Genomic DNA, 22,763 nt, shown 5'->3' with positions numbered 1-22,763 from the left:
TCAATCCACGTACCCCGAACGCCGCATCCGTCTATCGCCGCTGACATGCTGGCGCAGGCGAATCCATGTGACGCATCGGGTCGCCTGCGCCGCAGGCCCACACAGACATGGCCCTGACGGAACCGCGGGTGAGCATCCAGCAGACGGCGGACCTCGGCTGAGGCGAGTCAGAGTCCGGCTGACGTCCAAACCGGTCCGTCAGAACAGACAGGGGTTCACACCTTCACGATGGGCGAGCACACCCATCATCCATTCGTCGACGTGGGTGTGGGTTGGCCGGTATGACTGTCGTGCATGGCCACGAGAGCCCTGCAACCCTTGGCGAGCGGCAGAGCTCTCGCACATCCCTACCTCGGCAGGTACGGGCTCGGCTTGCCGTACCAGCTGATGCGCAAGGTGTCGCGAGCGCGGGTGGCCGCGACGAACAGCAGTGACCGGGCCTTCAGTTCCTCCCGGGCGAGGCGCCGGGAGTCCGTGTCGCGGTAGCGCTGGACGACGGAGGCTCGAGGGATGACACCGTCACGGGCACCGACAATGGCGAGCCTCTGGTATTCGAGGCCTTTGAAGCGGTGCATGGTGCCGACGTGGATGTCGCCGTCTCCCTTGGCACCTTCCTTGGTGAGTTCGGCGACGGTTAGTTCGGCCTCGGTCGCCAGGTAGTACATGACCTGGTTGACGGCTTCACGGTCGGCGACGCACACCGCGATGTTGCCGCGAGGGTCGCGGGCCTTGCCGTCGGCTCCGCCGGTAGCGAGTTCCTGGCGCCAGACCCGGAGCGTGGCGGCGAGCTGGGCGAGTTCGTCGTCCCAGCTCTCGCAGCGGACGAAGTCGGGGGCCGGGCCACGTAGAACGGATCGGTAGCCGTCAAGGTTGTCCGTGCCGTCGTCGAGGTCGTCGAAAGCGATCTGGCTGCTCTTGGGACTCACCACCTCCATGGCCCGGTTCAGGATCTCGCGGGTGGTGCGGTAGCTGAGGGTGAGGCGGGCCGCGCGACCGCGGATGTTGACGCCGACGGTCCCCAGGGTGACCTGCTGGTCGTAGATGCGCTGGTGGGTGTCGCCGGCGATGAACATGTCGTCCTCGCCCGGCGCGACCATGGCACGAAGCATCTTCCAGTGGGCGGGCCTGAGGTCCTGCGCCTCGTCGACGACGACGTGCTTGTAACGGTGACCCAGGTAGTACATGCCGGAGCTGTCATCGCGGTGGATGAGGTCCTTGCCGCCGATCTCGTCTTTGTACTCATGACGATGCTCGATCTTGGCAGCACGCTGCATCTCGAATCGGGCGGCGCGCTCGGCGGCCTGACCCCACGTCTCACGGCCCTCCTTGTCGAGACGGGTGGTGAACTGCTCCAGGAGCTTCCAGATCTGCGCCCGGTCGGGTCGGTTGACGGACCGCCCCCGTCCGGCTCGCCGCGCGTCGAAGTACGCCTTGCGGGTGCCGAGGGACTGGCCGAGTATCACCTGCTCCCATTCCTCGTAGAGGAATTCGGCGTCCCACCGTTTCTCGTCGAGTTCGAGGAGGACCTGGCGGAGCGTGTTCAGCGCGACGCTGTCGTAGATGCGCTGCTTGCCAGCGCCAGCGACGGTGTTCTCGTTGAGGACGCGAGCGGCGAGCTGGTCGATGTGCGTGATGTCGACGCGGGCCAATTGCTCGGGTTCGAGCAGGGAGGCAAGGCGGGCACGCAGGTCGGTGGTGAGGTTCTTGGTGAAGGTGGTGAGCAAGATCGGCTTGTTGTGGCCGGGGGGCAGCTGTTCGGCGAGGTGCTTGACGCGGTGGAGGGCGACAATGGTTTTGCCGGTGCCGGGGCCGCCGGACACCCTGAACGGGCCGCTGTAGCGGCGGTCGACGAGCTTGGCCTGGGCGGGGTGGAGGAAGACCTTCCAGGCTCGGAAGTCGCCCTCTTCGATGATGTCCTTGAGAGCGTCGTCGATGGTGGTGACCGTGGTGCGGGCGAGCGCCGCGTCCAGGTCGTTCCGCTCGGATTCGTCGAGCTCGACGTCGACGGGAGCGGTGATCTCCTTGCGCACGTCCGCGATGGACAGGCCTGCGGCGAGGCCGTACAGGATGTCCTTGGTGAGGAGGGGGGCGCCGGAGACGAGAGCGTCGAGTTCGGTGCTCTCGGTGACCGCGAGGGCGAGGTCGATGAGCTGTTCGGCGACGCCGAGGTCACGGAGGTGTTCGGCGGTGACGTCGGCGAGGAGCCGCTCGGCCGGGGGAACGGCGGTCGTGCCGTCCGCGGGTTCGGCGGTGGCCGGTTCGGGGGCGGACGTCTCCGGCTCGTCCGCGGCTTCGTGCTGCTCGGCCGGGGTGAGCGTCATCCCGGCCCGCTGCAGAACGCTCTGGCCCACCACGGAGAGGTCGACGAACTCGATCTCTCCGGTGATGCGGTTGATCGCGACGGAGAGTTCTTCGTAGACGTGCTTGCGGTGGCGGACGGCGACGACCAGCCACTTCTCGCGGCCGGCACCGTCGATGCCGATCTTGGCGAGGAGGGCGCGGTAGGACTGGTCGATCTTGGCGCGGTAGACGCGGCCGTCGCCCTTGAGCGGCTTGAGGTCGAGACCGGGGTGGTCGGGGTTCTGCCGGAAGCGGTGGCAGAAGTCGTAGAACTTGCCCTTGACCGAGCGGTCGAGCTTGTACAGCTCCTGTTCGGCCTTCTCGTACAGGCTGAGCCGTGCGGTCATCGGTGGGTGGCGCCTTCCGTGTCCGGGAGCAGGGTGAGCAGGGTGTCTAGGTGGTCGAGCCAGTCGGCTGCCGTACGCACGGTCCAGCCGTCGCCGGTGTAGGCGTCGTCCCGCTTCTGGCGTTCCTCGCTGTCGTGGGCGTCGGAGTCGACGAACACCGCCACCTTGGCGGCGCCGGGCCAGGCGAAGTCGGCCTGCCAGCCGCGATCGCCCAGCTCATAGCCGAAGACCGGGGCTTTCTTGCCCCGCGCGGCGAGTGCCTTGGCCAGCCGGGTGAGGTCGGAGTCGGGCTCGTCCTCTTCGAGAAGTTCGAGGATGTCCTCGTCCCAGGCCGCGTCCCGGAGCAGCTCTTCCACCGCCTGCTCCAGCGAGGAGGAGGTCGAGGCCCGGTCCGGCGCCGCTGCCGCCCCGGTGCTCTCCGCCGCGGCCCTGGCACCGTCCGCCGATGGGCCCGTCGTGGCCGTCTCGGGGTGCAGCCGCGCGATGAGCGTCTCCAGCTCACCAGGGCCGCCTCCGACCCGCAGTGCCTCCACGGCGAAGTCGGCGGCCAGGCTGCCGGCGAGTTGCACGCCGTCGCCGCCGGTGAAGGCGAGGAACTGGAGGAGGTTGGACCAGTAGAGCCAGGATCGCCACCGGAGTTTGTGTGCGGCCGTACCGAGCTGGTCGCCGTCTTGGTCGTCGAGTACGGCGAGGGCGCCCCAGCCGACCCCGGCGGTGCCGTCCGGTCCGCCGGACGGGTCGACGGTGTAGAGCAGCGGCAGGCCGTGTTCGTCGGTGGCGGACAGGACGAGGATCTCGCCGTTCCCGGTGAGGGGTTCGACGTCGGCCGCCGGGTTCCCGCCCTTCGCGAGGGAGCCCAGGGCGCTGCGCAGGGTTGCGCGGGCCTGGGTGGGGCTGACGTTCTGGGCCAGCGGTTCGGGCGCGCTGAGGAGTCCGCCGACCAGCGCCTGGGCCCGGCGCCCCCAGCGGGCGCGGGAGGGGTCGCGGAGGTAGCCGAGGAGCGTATCGATGGGGTTGGCGAATACGGCGTCGGCGAGGTCGGCGCGGTCGCCGCCGAGTTCCTCGTACCAGTCCTTGGCGGTGTCCTGGCCGGTGCGCCGGTAAGGCGGCCATACTGGGCGGGCCTTGGCGCGTTCGCCCTTCTCGAAGAGTTCGAGGTCGTCCCAGGTGACCTGGAAGACGAGGGCTCCGCCGGCTCGCAGCTCGTCCCGCTTCCTGCAGTCGGAAGCGATCCGGTTGTGCGCGCGGGTGGCGTGGAACCGGTGGCCGTCGAGGAAGACGTGCACCTTCTGGGGTGTGCCGTCGGTCCGCTCGAAGGTGAAGTCGGTCCGGGTGAACTCCTCGTCGCGCTGGGCTGTCATGCGCCATGCCGTGGCCCCCGCGAACCGCAGGAGGCCGCTGTGCGCGCCACTCTCCTCCAGGGCGGCGTCGTCCTGGCCGGTGCTCCAGCTGCGCAGGGCGGCGAGGAAACGGGCCTCCAGATCGGACTCGACCTGCCGGTCGAGGCCGATCGCCGCGGTCGTCGGAATCTCCTTGGTGGCCCAGTGGCTGACCGGGTTTCCCTCGTCGTCGGTGAGCGGACGTCCGTCCTCGTCGACGGGACCGAGCAGACTGTTGATGATCTCCAGCGCGTCTTTGCGTGAGACCACGTCCTGGTGCCGCTCCTCTGCGTGGCGGTGCAGACAGCGGTGGCAGGCCCGCCGCCCCTCTTCCTTGCAAGGGCATGCCATCAGCATCTGTCGTGCGTCGGCGAGAGTGTCGCGGAAGGCGTCGGGCTTCTTGAGCCGGTCCAGGTAGCCGGTGCCTCCGGGCAGCCGGTCGTACAGGACGAGGAAGTGCCGCCTCTCGCCGGTGGCCGCGTCGGGCATCGTGGCGAGGGTGGTGTCCAGGTGGACGGGGTCGCCGCCGAAGTGCCGGTCGACACCCAGCCTCAGGGCGGCCCGGAAAGAGTGGACCTTCTCGTCGACGAGGACGGTCGCGGCCGGCAGCAGGACGCGCAGGGCCTCGGTGGTGAGCTGGTGGGCGAGGAGCACCGGTTCCTGCTTCGGCGCGTCCGGCCCCCTCTTGCCCCGGCGCAGCGGGCACCAGGGCTGGTGGTGCTTGACGGCGGGGTTGCGTACGGCGGAGGTATCGAGGGCGTCGGTCTCGTGGTCGAAGACGGGCTTGCCGTCGGCACTCGCCGCCCCGCAGGCGGTGCAGACGTGGAAGGGCGCCAGCCGGACGTCGTGTCCGGCCAGTTCCTCCTCGGCGCGGGCGTCGAACCGCATCGGGCCGACGTTGATCCTCCGGATGACCGCCTTGCGGGAGTAGTCGACGCCGAAGGTCTCACGGGTGTGCCGCCAGGACGCTTTGGCCTGGATGTGCTCCGCCGGGAAGTCGACCGCGTCGATGACGGTGTAGAAGCGCTGCTCGCGGTCGTCCTTGTCGTCTCCGATGCGAGCGTCGTCACGCTTGTCGCGGGAGGTGACGACGGTCGGTTCGATCACGTGGTGGAGGCAGGAGCCGTCGTCGGCGATGCCGGTGCTGTGACAGCGCGGGCACGGGCTGCGGTCCTCGGCGGCGTCCTCGGTACGTACGTAGCCGCACTCTCGGCAGAACCGCCAGGGCGTCCAGTCGGGCCGGGTGGAGCTGCCGATCTCGATGCCGGTGATCTGGTGCTTGTAGCCGTTGACGTAGAACGTGTTGCCGGGGGCGAGTTCGGACAGTGCGTAGCGCTGGGGCCGCTCGTACGGGCGCACCTTGGAGTCGAAGCGTTCTCGCCCGGTCTTCGGGTCGGGGCCGTCGAACCAGTACAGGGTGGCGTTGAGCGTGGTGACGGCGTCGAGGAGGGCGTAGTTCGGCAGCAGGCCGAGGTCGCAGAGGGCCTGCTGGGCGGTCACGTTGCCGCGTTTCATCAGGCGTCGGCCGACGGCCCGGTGCTCCGCCTCGAGTTCGGCCTTTCGGACGCGCTGCTCGTCGTCGTCCTCGTGCAGTTCGCGGACGGCCTCGTCGATGAAGGTGAGTCTGCGCCGCAGTTCCTCCTCCCCGCGCTTCCACTGCCGTGCGGCCTCCTCGACGGTGCCGCGCAGCTCGCGCTGGGCGTAGGTGCGCAGTTCGTCGGCGGCCTGGGGGCTGACGCCGGTGGGGAAGAGGCCGAGGAAGGCCTCCACGTGTTCGGCGGCACCGGCGAGGGCGGCCTCCACGAGGTCTTCGAGGTATCCGGTGGGGCCGAAGAGGGCGGGCGCTTCACGGGGGATCGCGGCGAGCGTCCGCCCGTCGGCGCGCTTGAGCCGACCCTGCGCGGCGAGGTCGAGGAGGTGGGCGAGGTACTGCCGGCGCAGGATCTCGATGGCCGACAGGTAGCTGCCCGGCGGCACGATTTGCCCGGCGATCATCTCGCGGGGCTGGTCGAGGTAGTACAGGTCCCGGCGACTGCGGTCGGGGATGGTGAGGAGGAAGGCGTTGCCGGTACGCCGTCCCGCACGGCCGACCTGCTGGACGTAGTTGGCGGCGCGGCGGGGCAGGGCGGCGAGCACGACGGCCGACAGGTCGCCGATGTCGATGCCCATCTCCAGGGTGGGCGTGCAGGACAGCACGTTGGGGTCCTTGAACCCGCTGCCGTCCCGGAACGCCGCCTCGACCCGTTCGCGTTCCGGGCGGGTGAGCATGCCGGTGTGCTCGGCTGTGATCACCTGGTAGGTGCCGGCCTTGCGGTACAGCCTGCGGTAGTAGTCCTCGCGGTAGTCGCGGTCGCGCTGGTGTCGGCCGAGCCCTTCCGGCCGGGTGCCGGCGACGAGACGGCCGGTGCGGCAGCGGTAGGCGGGACACTTCTGGCCGTCCCACTGGCCGAGCAGGGACGGGTGGACGGTCTGCTCCCAGAAGCAGGACGGGCAGCGAACGTACGCCTCGTTGACCTCGTCGTCCTTCAGGAGCTGTACGTCGACGGCGCCCGGCTTGAGCCCGTAGATCCTGAGGCTGCTGTCCTCGGGCGTGCGTGCGGCGAGCAGTCCGGCGGCGACGAGTTCGGGCAGCAGTCGGGACCAGAACTCGGCGGCCTGCTCGCGGGGCAGGCCGAGGCTGCGCTGCGCCCACCGCTCGTACCAGGAGAGACGCCCGGTGGCGAAGTCGAACTCGCTTCTCGACTTCGGCGCGCTCAGCAGGAAGACGGGCGCGGCGATGCCCTTGGGGAAGGCCCTCATGCCGACGGGCCGCTTGCCCCAGATGAAGTAGCGGCTGGTGCCGGCTTCCTTCAGGTAGCCGTCCAGCCAGCGGTGGCCCGTGGCGCCGCGGGTCCGCAGCCGCTCCAGGAAGATCCGCAGGAACCCGAGGTACCGGTCGTCGTCCAGTGCGTCGGGTACGGGCAGTTGGCCGCCCTTGCCGTACGGGGCGGTGTGCGCGGTGCGGACGATGTCGACGGCGGCCGTCGGGTCGGCTATGCGTACCTGAGCGGCGGCAGTACGGGTGAGTTCCAGGGTGCGGCCGTTGCGGGAGCGGAACCCGAACTCCATCAGGGCCTCGAACGCGAACCGCTCCCCGATCAGCTGCCAGGTCTTGTAGTCCCCTCCCCGGCCCTGACCGGAGAGGAGCTTCTTGACGCCCTTGATGTCGTGCAGGTCCGTGGGGACGACGGCAGCGAGCGTCGTGCGGTCGGTGGTCGCGGCGACCACGTCCGCGATCAGGTCGTTCAGCGCGGTCGGGGCGTCCTCGGAGAGGTGGCTCTTGAACAGGGCGCGCAGGGAGAACGTGTACGAGCGGCTGGCGACGAAGCCGGCGCGGTGCGCGGCGTCCTGCACCGAGTCGTTGAACATCAGGGTCTTCGTCTCGCCCTGCTTCTCGTCCAGTTCCCCGCCCGTGAACAGCTGGGTGACGGAGGCGGCGGCGAGCGCGGCGGCGCCGGTACCGAGGAAGCGGATCGTGTTGCGCGAGCCGCAGGCCGGACACCAGTCCTCCTCGGCGGCGGTGGTCGCAGTCTCCCCCAGGTAGACGAGGACGAACGCCGAGTCGGCGCCGGCCAGCCGGGGGCTCCCGGTCTCTGGGTCGTAGTCGGCCACCGGGTCGGGCAGCCGCAGCCTGCGCCTCGGCCCGTCAAGTACGCGGAGCTGACCCGCCCCGGCCACACTGAGCGCGTTGGCGTCGGCACGTTGGGCGGCGTGGCCCGCCCCCTCCATGGGTGCGGTTCCGGAACCTTCCCGGGCCTCGCCGTCGGTGGCGGCGATGAGATTGCGCACCCGCATCTTGTCCTGGCTGACCGAAGCCCGCCGGATCTTGTGCGTGTCGACCTCGACGTCCAGGTCGTCGGACTCCGGGGTGAAGACCGCCCAGCCGGAGCGCCCGCAGTCACGGCAGTACACGGCGGGCAGGAAGAGGTTCGCCGACTGCCCCTCGGTCGCCGTGGTGACGGGCGCGGTGCGCGCCGCCGCCTCCTCGGAGGTCTCGGGCGCACCGGCCGTGTCCCACTCGAACTCGGCCTTGGGCCACGGCAGTACGCCCCGCACGAGACGGGACACTGACCGGGCCCACTGGTGGACCTCGACCTGCACGAAGGGACGCGGTTCCTCGGGCGTGGACGCCGGGGCACGTGCCACCGAGAGCAGCGCGACGAAGCGGGCGAGTGCCTTCGCCGCCACCTCGGGGCGCAGGGTGATCGTGCGGCCCCACGCCTGGGCGCCACGGCGCCACATCAGGTCGAGGACCTCGGGCGTGGAACGCACCTGCCCGTCCAGGGCATGCAGCACGGCGGCGGTCAGCGGATGCCGCTTCAGCACCCGGCCGAGCGTGAACGGATCGGTGTCCCGGCTGCCGGTGACGACCTCGGCGAGAACGGCGAACTCCTCATCACCGAGCGTGGGGTCGGGCAGGGCGGCCAGCTCGTCGGGGGTAGGCACGGGCAGAATCGGATCGAAGTCGCCGCCGGGCACGAACTCGTCCACGGTCAGCCGCTGTTCGCCGACGATGGCGTCGGCGGTGAACTCGGTGCCGAACACCTGGGTCGCCACGTCGAGCAACTGCCGCGCTCCGTCGGCGTCCGTCCCGGAGGCGAGGGTCGCCGAGGTGGCGACCGGGCAGATACGACCGAGCGGCCGCCCCTTCTCCGAGGCCCCGACGGCGGAGGCGAGCCGGCGCAGAAGCATCGCCACGTCCGTGCCCTGGGCACCGTCGTAGGTGTGGAACTCGTCGACGACGACGTACCGGATGTCGGAGCCCGCCCACATCGCGGCTTCGTCGGCACGCTGGAGGAGGAGGTCCAGCATCTTGTAGTTGGTGATCAGGATGTCCGGCGGCGTGACCTGCATGTCGTACCGGTCGGTGTACACCCGCCCGTACCGGGTGGCCGCGCGCTCACCGATGTAGAGACCGGCCCGGACCTTGCTGAGTTCCGGATGGTCGGTGAGCAACCCGTTGATGCGCTGCGCCTGGTCGGTGGCGAGGGCGTTCATCGGGTACAGGAACACGGCTTTGACGCCGCCGCGCCCGGCGGCCCGCTCGCGGGCGCAGTGGTCGAGCACCGGGTAGAGGAAGGACTCCGTCTTGCCGGATCCGGTACCGGTGGTGACGAGGGTCGGCCGCGGCGTCCGACCACCCGCGGAGGAGAGCCGCTCGAAGGCCACGGCCTGGTGCGCGTACGGCGTCCAGCCGTCCGTGCGTCGCCAGTCGAGGTACGCCTCCCACGACGCGTCGGCTTGGACGAAGGGCGTGCGCAGCCGGAGGAATGGCCCCCGGAACATGCCGGAGTTGTCGTCCCCCAGGAACCTGTGCAGCGCCTTTCGCGCGCCCTCATCGGTCAGCGCGTAGGTGGTGGAGAGGTACTGAAGGAGGCTCTCCTTCAACCCCTCGGCTTCGAGCGTCGGCCTCACGGCTTCGGCACCTCCTGCTTCACCGGGTCCCACTTACCGGCGGCGACGGCCTCGTCCAGCCGCTTCCGGAAGTAGGCGTGAGCTTCCCGCATCTCGGTCTCGCGGTTGGCCTTGTAGAAGGGGGCGGTGTAGCCGTCGGGGGCGGGGGTTTGGGGGGCAGGGTTGTTGGCGGGGTCGGCCTGGTACTTCTCGAACTGCTTCCAGTGGTCTTTGTCCTGGCCGTGGCCGTAGGTGTAGCGGTCACCGGCGATTTTGCGCTCGGTGGCGTCAAACCAGGTCACGCGGTCGAAGTCCTGCATGATCGGGAAGCGGGCCCGGTACATGGTGACGAGCGTGTCGGCGTCGATGCCGAGCCATACGGCCACAAGGGCGTCGATTTCGACGAGGGCTGCGCGGCGGGCGTACTCCGTGCGGAGGGGGGTGTCGCGCTGCCAGGTGGGGGTTGTGTCGTTGAGTCGCGTGGACATCAGGGGCCAGGAGCGCGCCCAGGGCTCCTTGTCAGCCCAGGTGGAGTCGTGGAGTTCCTTCCAGAGGTCGGCGTAGGCGGTCGTGAGGCAGTTGAGGCGGAGGGTGCGGAGGAGGAGGGCGGGGGCTAGCGGATGGTCAGCCCGAGGAACTGGCATCCGCCGAGCAGGAGATGGCTGTAGATGTTTCGTTCCAGTGATTCTCAACATGTAGTCGAGAGGAATGGATGACCAGAATCCCACAGTCAACGCAGTGGACTCCCTGTCAACCAAGGTCGCACTAAAAACGGTTAGCAAGTGAGTGGGCCCCGGAGGGATAATAGCAGCATACAGACTGCGTTCCGTATCCATGGCAATCCACTCTCGCCACGCGAGCCGATAGAAAGACGAGTATGTTGCCAGAGGTCCGGTATGCGAGTCAGCTACCTCCTCCCGATTCCTTACCGAACCAGAGACACCAGCCAAATGCACCCAGAGATCCTGCTGCTGCTTGTAGGTTGAATCATCCACAGTACGAACGAATTCAGACTCCGGAACAAAATCAACAGGGATGACCATGTGGTCAACCCCACGCACCTCGCCACCACCCTGACTAGGTTGCTTGAACAGAGGATTGGACACGCCGATTTGCGGCCCCTGAAGAATCACCTCAGACCAAGAGTCCGCACGGTAGTCTGGAAACCCCTCACTGCCTTTATTGTAGTCAATCAGCGCACTATCCCCCGCCGGGCCGAACTTTCGCTGCTTCACTACGCTTTCACTGAATCCTGGACTAATCTGATGTTTTTCTGCACCAAGTCGCACCGGGTAGGCCGAGAGTGCGCTAATAGCAGACTCTTCGAGATTACTGACTGGCGTCAAAATCCAGGTCTGCTCCACAGGAATGTCCCAACTCCCTGAGAGCTGTCGCCACCTATTCAACGTCTGCGGCGTAACGTGAATGATTCGCTCTCGGTGCGGACGCTCATCCCAGTCCCCATCAAACTTGACACCTGGCGCGTCACCCTTGCCATCATGCACCGAGGAGAGGCGCAGGGCATCGACGGAGAAGAGCCAGGATAGGTGCTGGAAATCAATCTCTCCACGGGTGCCGTAAATATGCACGCCGAAGTGGCTGGACCGGCCGACTGGCGGAGGGAAGAACCGGTTACCTGCGTTCACGAAGTCGCCGTGCATTCGCAACCTACGGTAGGCCGCCTCCCGGAGCTTGGCCTCGGTGTCACCATTGAAGTGGGTATCGGGGTGGATCAACCCCGCGCAACCAAATGCCGCCGTGTGATCCCACACCTGGCACATGAAGGCTCGGTATAGGTCTGGCTTGCTGCCAGCGACCAGCGGATATGCCTGTGCCGCTGCCAGATAGTCGGCCATCGTGACCGTGGCCGTCACCTCCTGCAGGAGGTACGCCGCCACCTCCGCCTCGGCCATCTCAGTCGTGCGCCGCCGCTGCTTTTCGGCCGCCTGCGGCTTCTCGGTGAGCATGAACCACGGATCGGACTCGGCGAGCACCGGGTCCTCTTTCCACTGCGGCCGAACCCACGGCGGATTCCCGACCTGAAGGTCGAACCCCCCACCCTCCGCGAACGCCAGTGCAAAGTCCAGCTCCCAATGCAAAAAGCCCTGTTCTTCCGCGATTTCCCTCACCACCCCCATCCAGGGGTAGCGCGCCTCCGGGTCGGTGCGGTCCATCCACATCTCGTCCAGGAGCAGCTTCTCGTACTCCCCCAAGTCCTTGAGATCGTCGAGGTCGGATCCGATACTGCCCTCAGGGACCGGGCCCACCCCGAGCATGGACTCCAGGAAGTCCAGCCAGTCGTTCAGGTCCTTGAGTGGGATGACCGGGCGGCGGCGCGTCGGAGCGGGGCCCGTCGGCTTTTTGCGCTGCTTCGGTACGCCACCAGCCTTCTGCACCTCGTAGAAATACTCGCCCTCCGCCTCCATGCCCGCGTCGTCGAGGGAAGGCTGATCACCGGCCATCTGGAAGAGCAACCCCGCCTGAGCGAACCGGGGCACGGGCCCGCTCACCCTAGGAACAGGGGCAGGCGCAGTTTCGCTGCTCGGCCGCGCCTCCTCCGGGGCCTCCTGAGGCGTTTCCGGCTCGCCGAACCCGCCCAGCAGCTCCTCCACGTCAACGGACTCCGCCGTGTACTCCCCGTCCGTGCCGTCGAGCAGACTGACCTTGTCCACCGGCCAGAACCACAGCGCGCACCAGGCGTCCATCACCTGCTTCAGCCGCCAGTACGGCGTGTCCACAGCGTTGAAGAGATCCGCGTAGACCTTCTCCTTCGACAGCCGCGTCGCACCGGCACCGTTCTCGGCCCGGCGCAGGAACGCGAACTCCTCGTCCTTCGGGTCGGCTTTCCACACGTCGATGCTGCGGGCGATCTCCCGCTCCGACAGTTCCATCCGCTTGACGACGAGCTTCCACAGGAACTCCGCGCGCCGCGACGCGTCCCGCAGCCGCGTGTACTGGGAGGCAGCCTCGTCACCGGTCTTCCGGTCGATCCTCGGCGTACCGGCCTGCGTGTACTTCCGCTCCGGCTTCTGGAGGACGCCCTTCTTCCAGTCCTTCAGCTGCTCCACGCCGTCCCCGGCCAGCTGCCCGAGCAGCTTCTTCGCGTCACCGCCCGCCCGCGTCACCGCCGCCCAGCCCGGCGTCGGGAGCAGGAACTGGTGCACCGCACCGTCCGGCAGCGGCAGTTCCTGCCCGCCTGCCTCGTTGTCGCGGAACGGCAGCCGGGTAGGGGCCAGGGTGTCCTTGTCCACCAGCCAGCGTGGCTTGCCCTTGTGCGGCGAGACATCCCCCGCCGCGTACACCGCCCGCCGCCCGCCGATCAGCGAGTTACCCCGCCGCAGGTGCAGCCCAAACCACGGCGCCCGCATCCCCGGATGCATGGTGTTGAGCCACAGCGAGACTTCCGCCAACTCGACGCCTGTCCGGTTCAGGTCCACGCCGTACGCGTTGTGCAGCGCGATGTACGCCTTGACCTTCTGCTTCTCCGTCAACGCCTGCGCGGTCGGGATGGAGCGGCCCAACTCGTCCTGCCGCCGCCGCAGATACTCCTCGGCGACCTGGTTGATCGCCTCGTTGAGGAACGCCCCGGAACCGAGCGCCGGCTCACAGATGCGGTACTTCAGCAGCTCGGAGGCACGGGTCTTGACGACGTTTCCGGCCTCGTCCCTCTCCTGGTCCAGGCGGTGCTTCAGGGCCAGTTCGACGGTGACCTTCGTCAACGACTCGGGGGTGTAGTAGGAGGCGGAGGTCTCCCGGTCACGGCCGGCGAGGCGGTAGACGAACGTCCCCGCCGGGTACTTCTTCGGCCCGCGCAGGCCCTTCTCCTCGCGGTCCCCCTCGTCGTACAGGACCCAGGTCTTCTCGTCGTACTCCTTTTTGAGCCGGTGCGCGGGGACGAGCCAGGAACCCTTCTCCGGATCGCCGCCCTTCGCGACCTCGCTCAGTTCCTCCTCGGCGATGATGCCGGTGTACGACATCAGGCCCTCGTAGACCGCGCCGAGCTGGTTGATGCCGAGGTTGCGGTACGAGATGAAGCCACCGCGCTCACCGCGCCGCTTGGCCTTCTTCATGGTGAGCAGGCGCAGCACCTCGTGCAGGGCGCTGTTGCGTAGGCACAGGTCGAGCCAGACCGGGCCGTCGGGGCTGTCCTCGTCGTGGCGCGGGTCGCGGGTGCCGCGGCCGATGAGCCGTACCGCCGCCGGTTCGAAGAGTTCACTCCGCAGCGGTTCGAAGCGCAGGCCGCGCCCCTCGCTGCGCTGCTTGGCCTTCTTCTTCCGGGTCTCGGCGTCGTCGCTGTCCAGCTCGTCCCACGGTTCGGTGCCGTACTCGCGGTGCCCGTAGTTGACCTTGTTGAAGAGGAGGTCGAGGGAGTCGTGCAGGTGGGTGCCGTTGCGGGCGGTCTCGTCCGTGAGCTGGGCGTCCCGCTCGACGATCTCGCGCAGGCGGGCCACCGAGTAGCCGGCCTCGTACGTGCCGTCGTCGGCCGGGAGAATGCCCAGTTCGGGGCGGGCCTCCGCGTACAGGAGGAACAGGATGCGGTAGAGGTAGCGCAGCGCCTCACGGGTGAGTTGGCGGGCGAAGGGCTCCCCCGGTCTTTCGAGGTCGCGGGGTTCGAGACCGGCCTGCTCCAGCCGGGCCAGGACCTCGTTGGCGATGATCTCGACGGACTTCTGGAGCCCCTGGCGCAGCTCGCCCGAGACCCCGACCGCGTTGTCCCGGGACGCCTTGACCAGGGCGTCGATGGCAGGGCCCTTGCCGTCCTCGGCCGGGGCGAGCGCGTCGTGGCTGAACAGACCGGCGATGGTGGCGAGTTCGCCGGTCTGGCGGCGGTCGTAGCGTTCCAGGGCGGCGTCGAGGTTGGCGGCTAGGTAGCGGCCCTCGCCCCATGCCTGCCGGTCGGCGAGGACGATCACACCGCCACAGAACAGCAGGACGAAGCGCGGGGTGCTGCCGCCCTCGCCGCCCAGTTCGCTCTGGAACAGCCAGGTGGCGAGCGCATGACCCGACTCGTAGGTCTCGCCGTTGCCCACCGTCCGCAGGGGGTGAAGCAGACGGCCGTAGCCGTCGGCGTCCAGGGCGGTGTCGTTGCTCGCGGACCAGCCGCAGTCGACGGCGACGATGCCGTCTCCGTGCCAGGCGACCTCGACCGTGTGGTCGCGTCCGGCGCGGTGGACGGTCAGTTCGCGGGGGCCATCGGTCTCGGCGTCGACTCCCGCGTAGCCGAGGGCGGTGAGCACCTTGCGGTGCCACTCGGCGACGCGCCCGCACCACTCCTCGTCCTCGTAGGTGTTGAGGCGCTCCTCGAAGCCCTCCTTGTCGGGGTGCTCGTCGTCCTCCGCGTCCGCCTTGGCCTGCTCGGCGAAGAAGCCCCGGAACTTCTCGTCGAGGTAGACGGAGCGCATGCCGCGCAGTGCGACCCGCGGTGTGGGGCGCTTGTCGTTGTCGTCGGACTCGCGGTCCGTCCAGGCCGCGAACACGCCCTTCTTCAGGCCGTCGGCGAGCTGCTCGGCGAAGTAGTGGGCGGACAGGTACTCGCCGCGGTTGGAGAAAGAGTCGAAGTCGGTGCTCATCGGGCGCTCGTCTCTCCGGCGTCGGGCAGGTCGGTCGCGGCGGACTCGCCGGTGTGCGGTGCGGGGGTGGCGGCCAGCGGTTCCAGGACGGCGAGGAGCCGCAGCAGCGGAGCGCCCGAAGTGCGCAGGGAGCGGATCAGCGTCCGGCGCCGGTCGGCCGTGAGGTTCACGTCGTTCTTCTTCTTCTGGGAGCGGCGGGCCTCCGCGGTGAACAGCGCGGCCTGCTTCCACTCCGTGACACGCTTCTCGAACGGTGCGAGCACGGCCTCGATCTGCTGTGCGTAGGCGGCCTCACGTACCTCCAGGAAGCGCCGCGCCTCGGCGACCGCGGCCGGCAGCCAGCGCTGGAGCGCGTCCTTGTTCACCGGAGCGTTACGCCCCGGCATGCTCGGGCCGACCCGGCAGGCGGCGAGGAAAGCGTCGTCCATGCGGTGGGTGCGCGGGGCGTCGGGCAGGCCGGTGACGGCCATCCACTCGACGACGGTGGGACGTCCGGCCTTGTTCGAGTAGATGCCCTGGAGGAGGTAGACCGGGCCGTCGAGCGCGGCCGGCAGCTCCGGATCGATGTCGGCCGCCTTGTCACGGTCCGGGTCGAAGGCGAGCACGAACGCCTCGTCGTGGCGCAGCGCCGCGAGCGCTTTGTCGGTGACCCAGTCCAGGACGGGGTGCACGTCAGAGACGTAACTGACGTTCGGCCACTGGCTGTCGGACTCCTCGCGGGCCACCTTCAGGCGCTTGGCGGCGAGGCCCTTGTCGAAGGTGAGGCGGATGCGCCCCTCCTTGTTCGCCGTGGGGAGGATCTCCTGCTCGGTCAGATAGGACTTGGGCAGGGCCTTCAGACGGTGGAGAAGGTCAGGCGGCGGCTGGAAGGCCAAGGTGCCGTCACCTTCACGCCGGAGCTTGAGGGCGTTTTCGGGGCTGCTGGGGTGGCAGACCTGGCGGAGGGCCTCGTCGAAGTAGTCGGAGGTAGCGGTGGCGCTGCCGACCGTGCCGAACAGGCCGGGCACGGTGGCGCGCGGCACGTCGTCCGTCGGCTTCTTCGCTCCGACGTTGCCCATCGCCCTGGCCAGCATGGCCTTCGCTCCGCCGCCCGACGTCGACGACGACTGCTCGATCGACTCCTCGACGGTACGTCCGGCGATGAGGTCGCGGGTGAGCCTGTCCTCCTCCTCCTTCGCCTTATAGATCCCGGTGACCGCCTCCGCGGTGCCCTCGATGCGGTGGGCCTCCTCCTCGCGGGCGAGCAGCTTCGCGCCGACAAGGCGGTCGTCGAGCGGCAGGGGCTCACCGGTCGCGTCGTCGGTGCGCCACTCCACATCACTGGTGAGCACCAGGGCCCGGAACCGGGGGCACTTCTTCTGCCCATAGCGGTCGATGCGGCCGTTGCGCTGCTCGATGCGGATCAGCGACCAGGGAAGGTCGTAGTGGATCAGCTCGTGGCACTGCTGGTGCAGGTTGACGCCCTCGGAGGCCACGTCGCCGGTGAACAGCAACCGGACGGGCTTCGTGGCCAGGCCGAACTCCTCGACGATGCGCTGCTGCTCCTGCTCGCCGGTGGCGTCGCCGTGCATGACCTCGACGACCCCGCCGTACGCCTTCCAGGGCTTGGATTCCTTCTCGCCCGGGTCCGACTGCCTCACCCGCGGGAATCCGAGTCGGGCCGGGACGGTCTCGGCCAGCCACTTCAGGGTGGGAATGCGCTCGGAGAAGACCACGACCCGGGTGTCCGAACCGGGACCGACACCGATCTCCTTCAGGACCTCGACCAGGGCTTCGAGCTTGGACGAGTCGTCGTCGCCGAGGTCGTCGGCGAGGCGCGCCAGGTCGACGATCGCCTTCCGCTCGATCTGCCGCGCCGCCTCCAACTGAGCCGGGTCCTGGCCCTTGCGGACCTTCAGGGGCTTCTCAAGGGTCTTGGTCCGGGCGGCGACGGAGACCTGGAAGGCGCGGTGCGAGGAGAGGAACGCCTTCAGCAGGTTGTAGGCGACCATCGAGTCCACGCACACGGAGGAGGCCGCCGGGTCGCGCGGGATCCAGCGCGCGGCGAGCTCCGTCAGGACCGCCTCCTCCCTCTCGGTCGCCTCGGCGAACACCGGCTTGGACGGGCCGCGGTCCGCCCATTCGCCCTTGAGGGAGTCGCGCACCTCGCGGTCCGTCTTGGTCCGGCGGATGTACAGGTGCTTGAGGTCCTTCACGTCGTACGACGACGAGTCGGCGATCGCCGCGTCGTCCAGCATGCCGATCAGTTCGGCGAACGACTCGCCGTCCCCGTTGTGGGGGGTGGCGGATGCCAGCACGAAGGCGTCGCTGCGGCGGGCGAGGAGACGGGCCAGGCCGTTGTTCTTCGTGTTCCGGTTGACCAGGTTGTGCGACTCGTCGATGACGACGGCGTCCCACTCGGTGTTTTCGAGGTGGTGGGCGTAGACGTCGCTCTTGAGGGTGTCCACGGAGATGATCGCCCGCTTGAAGTAGGCGAACGGGTTCCGGCCGGCCGGGATGTCCTGCTGGATGCGCTGGATGCCGGTGGAGTCGAGGCGGACGAGCGGGATGGAGAAACGGGTCCACAGCTCGCGCTGGAACTGCTCCAGGACGTGCGCCGGGGTGACCACGAGGATGCGTTCGCCTCGGCCCCGGCGGATCAGCTCGGCGAGGAGAATGCCGATCTCCAGGGTCTTGCCGAGACCCACCACGTCCGCGATGAGCACGCGCGGCTGAGGGTTGTCCTTCGACAGGGCCAGCTCGGCAGGGCGGAGCTGATGCGTCTGCTGGTCCATGAGGAAGTTGCCGACCAGCGCGAGCCCGTGCTCGGTCTGCGGCAGCGCGGTCTTGCGGATGACGGCCTCCAAGTAGAGGCGCGCCTTGCGGTGGTTCGGCGAGGCGTCGGGAACCAGGCGGGTCTTGTCGGGGTCGATCGGCTCGATGTGGTCCAGCTTCTCGTAGAAGACGGCGTCCATGCCGCGCACCAGGGAGGAGACGCCGGTGACCTCGACCATCCAGCCGTCGTACGTGGTGTCGGCGACCTTTTTGACCAGCCACTGCTCGTTACGCACCACGACCTGGGATCCAGGGGCGAACCTGGGACGGCGCGAGCGCGGCCCGGCCTCGGACAGGGAGTCCGGTGCGGCCTGCTCACGGACCGAGCCGTCTACCGAATCGAAAGTCCCCTGTCCCGCCACCGTCGTGCCGTCGCTCGCCCCCGCACCACTCACGAACCGCTCCGTTCCCTCGTCGTCCCGCATACCGTTTCCCACTGCCGCTCTCCGGTGTTCTCGCCCCGCCGCCGGCGCTGACGCACCGCCTCGGCACTCCTGTGAACCGCTCTGCCCGCACACCGCATGTCACAGGGCTGGTTGCATCGCGTACCGGGCTCTCAGTTCCTCGGCCACCTTCTGCGACGCCGGTTTCCGGCCGGGCCTGCGGGGCGGATCGGCGGGCGTCCGCTCCGTGGGACGGGCGGCGTCTCCACGATCCGCACCGCCGTCCGACGGTACGACCGCGGACCCGGTGTGGGTCGCGTCCGCCCCTGCCGCACCGGAGGGCTCGGATTCCGCCCCGTCCTCTGCAGCGTCGGGGCGGGCTGGGCGGTCCAGCGGGCTGTCGACGCCGTCCTCGTCCACGACCTGGGTGTGCACGTCGGGTGCATCGCCGTACTGGACCGCGATGCGCTCCCACACCGATGGCGAGGGCCCGGTACGACCGTCCCCTCCGCCGAAGGGAACAGCTACGTCGATCAGTGCGTAACGCGCCTCGACAGGGGTGAACCCCGCGTCCTTCATCAGCGCGACACACAGGTCCGTGACCTCCGCGAGCACGGGCCGGTCCTCCGGAGCGTGGGCGAGCATCGCCATGACCAACGGAACGAGCGCCTTGGGCAGCCCTGCGAGGTCCGGCGGCTGGGTCTCGTCGGTCACCTGAGCGACGATCGCCGGCCAGCCGCGTCCGTCGTACGGGTAGTGGCCGGTCGCCGCGTACAGCAGAACCGTGCCCAGACCGTAGACGTCAGCCGGTTTCTTCACCTGGGAGCGGCTGAGTGCCTGCTCCGGCGGCATGCAGCGGACCGTGCCGATGATCATGCCGTCGTGCGTGAGGGTGTCCTTGCCCGCGTCCAGGAACGCGCCCAGCCCGAAGTCGATCAGGATCGGGCCGTACTCGCCGAGCATCACGTTCTGCGGCTTGAGGTCGCGGTGCAGCAGATCGACGGCGTGCACCGCCTCCAGTCCCTCGGCGAGCAGCGCGCCGAGGCTGGCGACGAGCGGCACCGGGAGGGTTCCTGCCCTCTCCACCTGCTCGTGGACGGTCAGTCCGGGCACGTACTCGACGGCCATCCACGGCTCGTCGGCGTAAGGGTCGGCGTCGAGGAAACGGGCCACTCGGTTGGTTCCGACGACCGTCCGGGCGATCAGCGCCTCCCTCTCGAACCGCGCTCGGGTCGCCTGATCGAGTCTGTCGTTCCTGATCACCTTCACCGCGACCGGGTCGCCGCCGGGCGAGTAGGCCAGATAGACCTGTCCCATGCCCCCCGCGCCCAGCTCGCGCTCAACCGTGTACCGGCCGATCTGCGCGGGCACCTCAGTCATCTCTGCCGCGTCACCCTCTCGTGACCACCTGTCCCGGCACGTCACACTTTCACCGAAGGTTCACCCTATCGCTGCGGCCGGAGTGCCGTCATCGGGTTCGCGGCCTCTGACATCGGCGAACGCGGAGCCGACCAGGAACGGCGCCCGCTTTCGGACCACTGCTCACCGTACGCAGTCCCGAAGCTGCCGGGCGAACGAGGTCAGGTCCCTCATGTCCTCCGGCGGCAGCGGATCGTCGTCGAAGTGAGCGATCCTGTTCCTGATGGCCTGCACGCGCTGGAGATGGTGGACGAACTGGCCGCGGTCCAGTGCCGGGCGGCCCAGCGCGACCCAGTTGGCGTCGGCACGCTGAGCCAGCGCGGTCCTCCGCTGAGCGCCGTCCAGGAGGAGGACGTAGTCGCCGAACATCAGGTCCTCCACCTTGCCGGTACGGTGCTCCGGCTTACGGTTGGTCGCCTGCACGGCGATGACCGCTTCTGCGTCCAGACGGGCTCCCAGCCAGCGGCGGAGCAGCGACTCGATCTCACCGAGAAGGAAGAACGGCCGGGCGGTGTTCTGGAACCGGCGGACGATCTCCTGGTACGTGACGATGCCCGATATTCGGCCGTCCTGTCCCCGTACCAGCACGTAACCGTGATCCACGAGCATGGGCAGGCAGCTGAACAGGTCCTCCCTGCTGTCGAACACCGGCAGCGACTCCCGCTGCATGGCGTTCTCCAACGTCGTCGCCCAGCCGTTCTCGTACATGAGGGCGATCGACTTCCAGGTGACCACTCCGTGGAGCTCGGTCATGTTGCTGACCACGGGGATCTGGTTGTAGCCCTCGTAGCGCATGAGATAGGTGGCCTGGCTCAGCTCGGCACCAGGGGGGACGCACTTGAGGCCGACCACGGCCGAGGGCAGTTCCCCCAGCAGCAGGCGCTGGGGCAGCGCTCCCGGCGGCAGCGGATCGGCCGGCACGGCGAGATCTTCCTCTGGTGCCACAGTCGTGGTGGTCGCGACCGGCACGAGCCGCACCCGGGCAAGGGTCGGACAGGAGGAGAAGTCGGGAAGCGTCGTCAGTCCGGCAGCTGCCAGTGACTCGTTCATCTCCCGGATGATCCCGGTCTGCCGCACCCGCACTTCGTAGAGGGCCAGCAGCTCGGACAGCGCGAGTTCCGCCCCCTTGAGGGCGATCAGCTCTGCCGTCGTCGGCTTCTTCATCAGCGCTCCCCCTCTTCGTCAGCAGCGCCGCGGACGACTTTGGTGCGCTTGCCCATGGCCTGGAAGACCAGGTCCTCCAGCGCAGAGGCGCGCGCTTCGAAGAACGCGACGTAGTCGTTGGCCCGCAGCGCCTTGGCATCGATGAAATGGGTCGAGATCACGTCGTCGAACCACTCGGAGCGCATGTCGGCCGCCGCCGCAAGGGGCTCCAGGTACGCAGCCGGGGCACCGCTGAGGGCCTGGGCCGCCCGGAGTGACAAGGGCGTTTTGTTGATGATGGAGCTGGCCGGGTAGCGCTCGTCGAGATTCCGGCGCACCCAGTTCTTCGGGAAGATCTGGTGCACGTCGACGCCGTACTCCACCAACCGGCCCGGGGCCATCGGGCTCTCGGTGTAATGCCAGTCCACAGCGCCCTGGCGGATCAGGAGCGCGAAAATGCCCTTGTATGCGGCGCTGTTGCGGGTCTTGAGAGTGAACAGGCGCTGGGGGTCGAAGAAGGAGTCGGCGATCGTATCGGGGACTTCGCCGTCGTCACGGATCCACGCGATCAATTGCTCCACGTCACGGGTGAAACGGGTCTCGGTCGAGCCGCCGTACATCTCACCGAGGACACCACACCAATACCACTGGGTGACCTTCTGAGTCGCCTCCGGGGTATCGAGATCCGCACCGAGAATCGCCCGAACCGCGGCCAGTGGAACCACCTGCGTCCGGTACGGCAGGTCCGCGGCCTGGACGATGCACTGTGTGAACAGAAAATCCCCGACCCATGCGAAAGCATCTCGAAGACGGGGGGCGAGCTCCTGGAAGTCCTCCAGTGGGAGCTCCAGTAGATCGCGCCGCTTGCAGGAGACCCCCACCGTGGAATCGAGCAGCTTGCGGTTCCACGTCCGCACCAGGGCCACTGCCTGGAGAAAGTCGCTGTTGGTCAGACCGTCGTCGAGATCCACCTCCAGGCGGCCGAGCACGGGGTACCGCTCCGCCACATGCTCCTTGATCGAACGCCATACGGAGGGCAGGTCGTAGTAATCGCCCGTGTGACTCGTGTACTCACGATCCCCGGCATAGGTCGCGGTCAGCAATTCGAAGACGTTGAGCGGGACGCCTCCGGTGTTGACCCGTTCGAAGACAGCACAGACGGCGTCCATCGACGTCGACGAGGACAGATTGATCATCGGCACCTGGAACGACCTGACGGGGTGCAACACCTGGTCCTCGAACTTGATCCACAGATCGAAGTTCTGCGCCTCGTCCGCCCTCTCGTACTCGCGACGCCATGCGTTGACCCTCTGGGTGTCGAAGACGATCCGCAGGGGGAACAGCCCCGCAGCGCATTCACCCGCGGTGTCGCTGAGGTCGTGCACGACCTTGCGCCCGAAGTCCCTGCGCAGGATGCGGTCCTCCGGCACGGAGACGATCGCCTCGTCACGGTCGGACGGTGAACCGGTCGCCTTCGCTATGTCGACGTAGTACCAGCGGCGGACCGATTTACCCCGTGTGTCCACGGTCCGGACCGGCGCATCGGCCACGTACAGGGCTTGGAAAAGCGACGTCAGACGCTGCTGACCGTCTAACAGCAGGAGACTGGGATCCCGCTCGGCGACCGACTCCGCACCCGTGAGCGGCCTGGTACGGAATCGGGAGGCGCCACCGGTCTCCAGCGTCATCGTGACACCCAGGGGGTAGTCGAGCGTCACGGTCGCGATGATGGCCCTGATCCGGTCGTCGTCCCACTTCCAATCCCTCTGGAAGTCGGGGAGTTGAAGCCTTCCCGAGGCGACGTCACCGAGAAGCGTCTTGAGATTTGCACTGTCCAGCCCTGCCACGTGCCCGTTCCCCACCCTCGCGTCTTCGTAGACAAGGCATTGCACCAAGGGAAGCTTGCGCCGTCAACGGCTACTTGACGTCACGTCA

7 protein-coding genes are annotated in these 22,763 nt (G+C 68.3%); all 7 read right to left on the bottom strand.

The window, feature by feature from the left end; all coding sequences use genetic code 11:
* Positions 1-347 precede the first annotated feature (347 nt).
* Positions 348-2,687, bottom strand: a complete 2,340-nt coding sequence (locus ACY0PA_RS34980; protein ID WP_473081432.1) for a UvrD-helicase domain-containing protein — start codon at positions 2,685-2,687, stop codon at positions 348-350.
* On the bottom strand, positions 2,684-9,520 hold the full coding sequence (locus ACY0PA_RS34975; protein ID WP_473081431.1) for a DEAD/DEAH box helicase: 6,837 nt from the start codon (positions 9,518-9,520) through the stop codon (positions 2,684-2,686). The genes ACY0PA_RS34980 and ACY0PA_RS34975 overlap by 4 nt, the downstream gene beginning before the upstream one ends.
* Positions 9,517-15,069 carry a hypothetical protein gene (locus ACY0PA_RS34970; RefSeq protein ID WP_473081430.1) on the bottom strand — a complete coding sequence of 1,851 codons (5,553 nt, stop codon included), beginning with the start codon at positions 15,067-15,069 and terminating at the stop codon, positions 9,517-9,519. The genes ACY0PA_RS34975 and ACY0PA_RS34970 overlap by 4 nt, the downstream gene beginning before the upstream one ends.
* On the bottom strand, positions 15,066-18,308 hold the full coding sequence (locus ACY0PA_RS34965; RefSeq protein ID WP_473081429.1) for an SNF2-related protein: 3,243 nt from the start codon (positions 18,306-18,308) through the stop codon (positions 15,066-15,068). Before ACY0PA_RS34965 ends, ACY0PA_RS34970 begins: the two co-directional genes overlap by 4 nt.
* A 99-nt stretch (positions 18,309-18,407) precedes the next feature.
* On the bottom strand, positions 18,408-19,646 hold the full coding sequence (locus ACY0PA_RS34960; RefSeq protein WP_473081428.1) for a serine/threonine-protein kinase: 1,239 nt from the start codon (positions 19,644-19,646) through the stop codon (positions 18,408-18,410).
* 162 nt (positions 19,647-19,808) lie between these two features.
* Positions 19,809-20,849 (bottom strand): CBS domain-containing protein, encoded by a 1,041-nt coding sequence (locus ACY0PA_RS34955; protein WP_473081427.1) that lies wholly within the window; start codon positions 20,847-20,849, stop codon positions 19,809-19,811.
* The gene (locus ACY0PA_RS34950) at positions 20,849-22,675 is read right to left on the bottom strand and encodes a GmrSD restriction endonuclease domain-containing protein (protein ID WP_473081426.1); all 1,827 of its coding nucleotides are present in this window, start codon (positions 22,673-22,675) and stop codon (positions 20,849-20,851) included. The genes ACY0PA_RS34955 and ACY0PA_RS34950 overlap by 1 nt, the downstream gene beginning before the upstream one ends.
* Positions 22,676-22,763: the final 88 nt, after the last annotated feature.

It is taken from the genome of Streptomyces sp. DS1-CR2, from assembly GCF_055760475.1.
The sequence above is the reverse complement of the archived record's forward strand: the minus strand, read 5'-3'. Positions and strand labels throughout refer to the sequence as shown.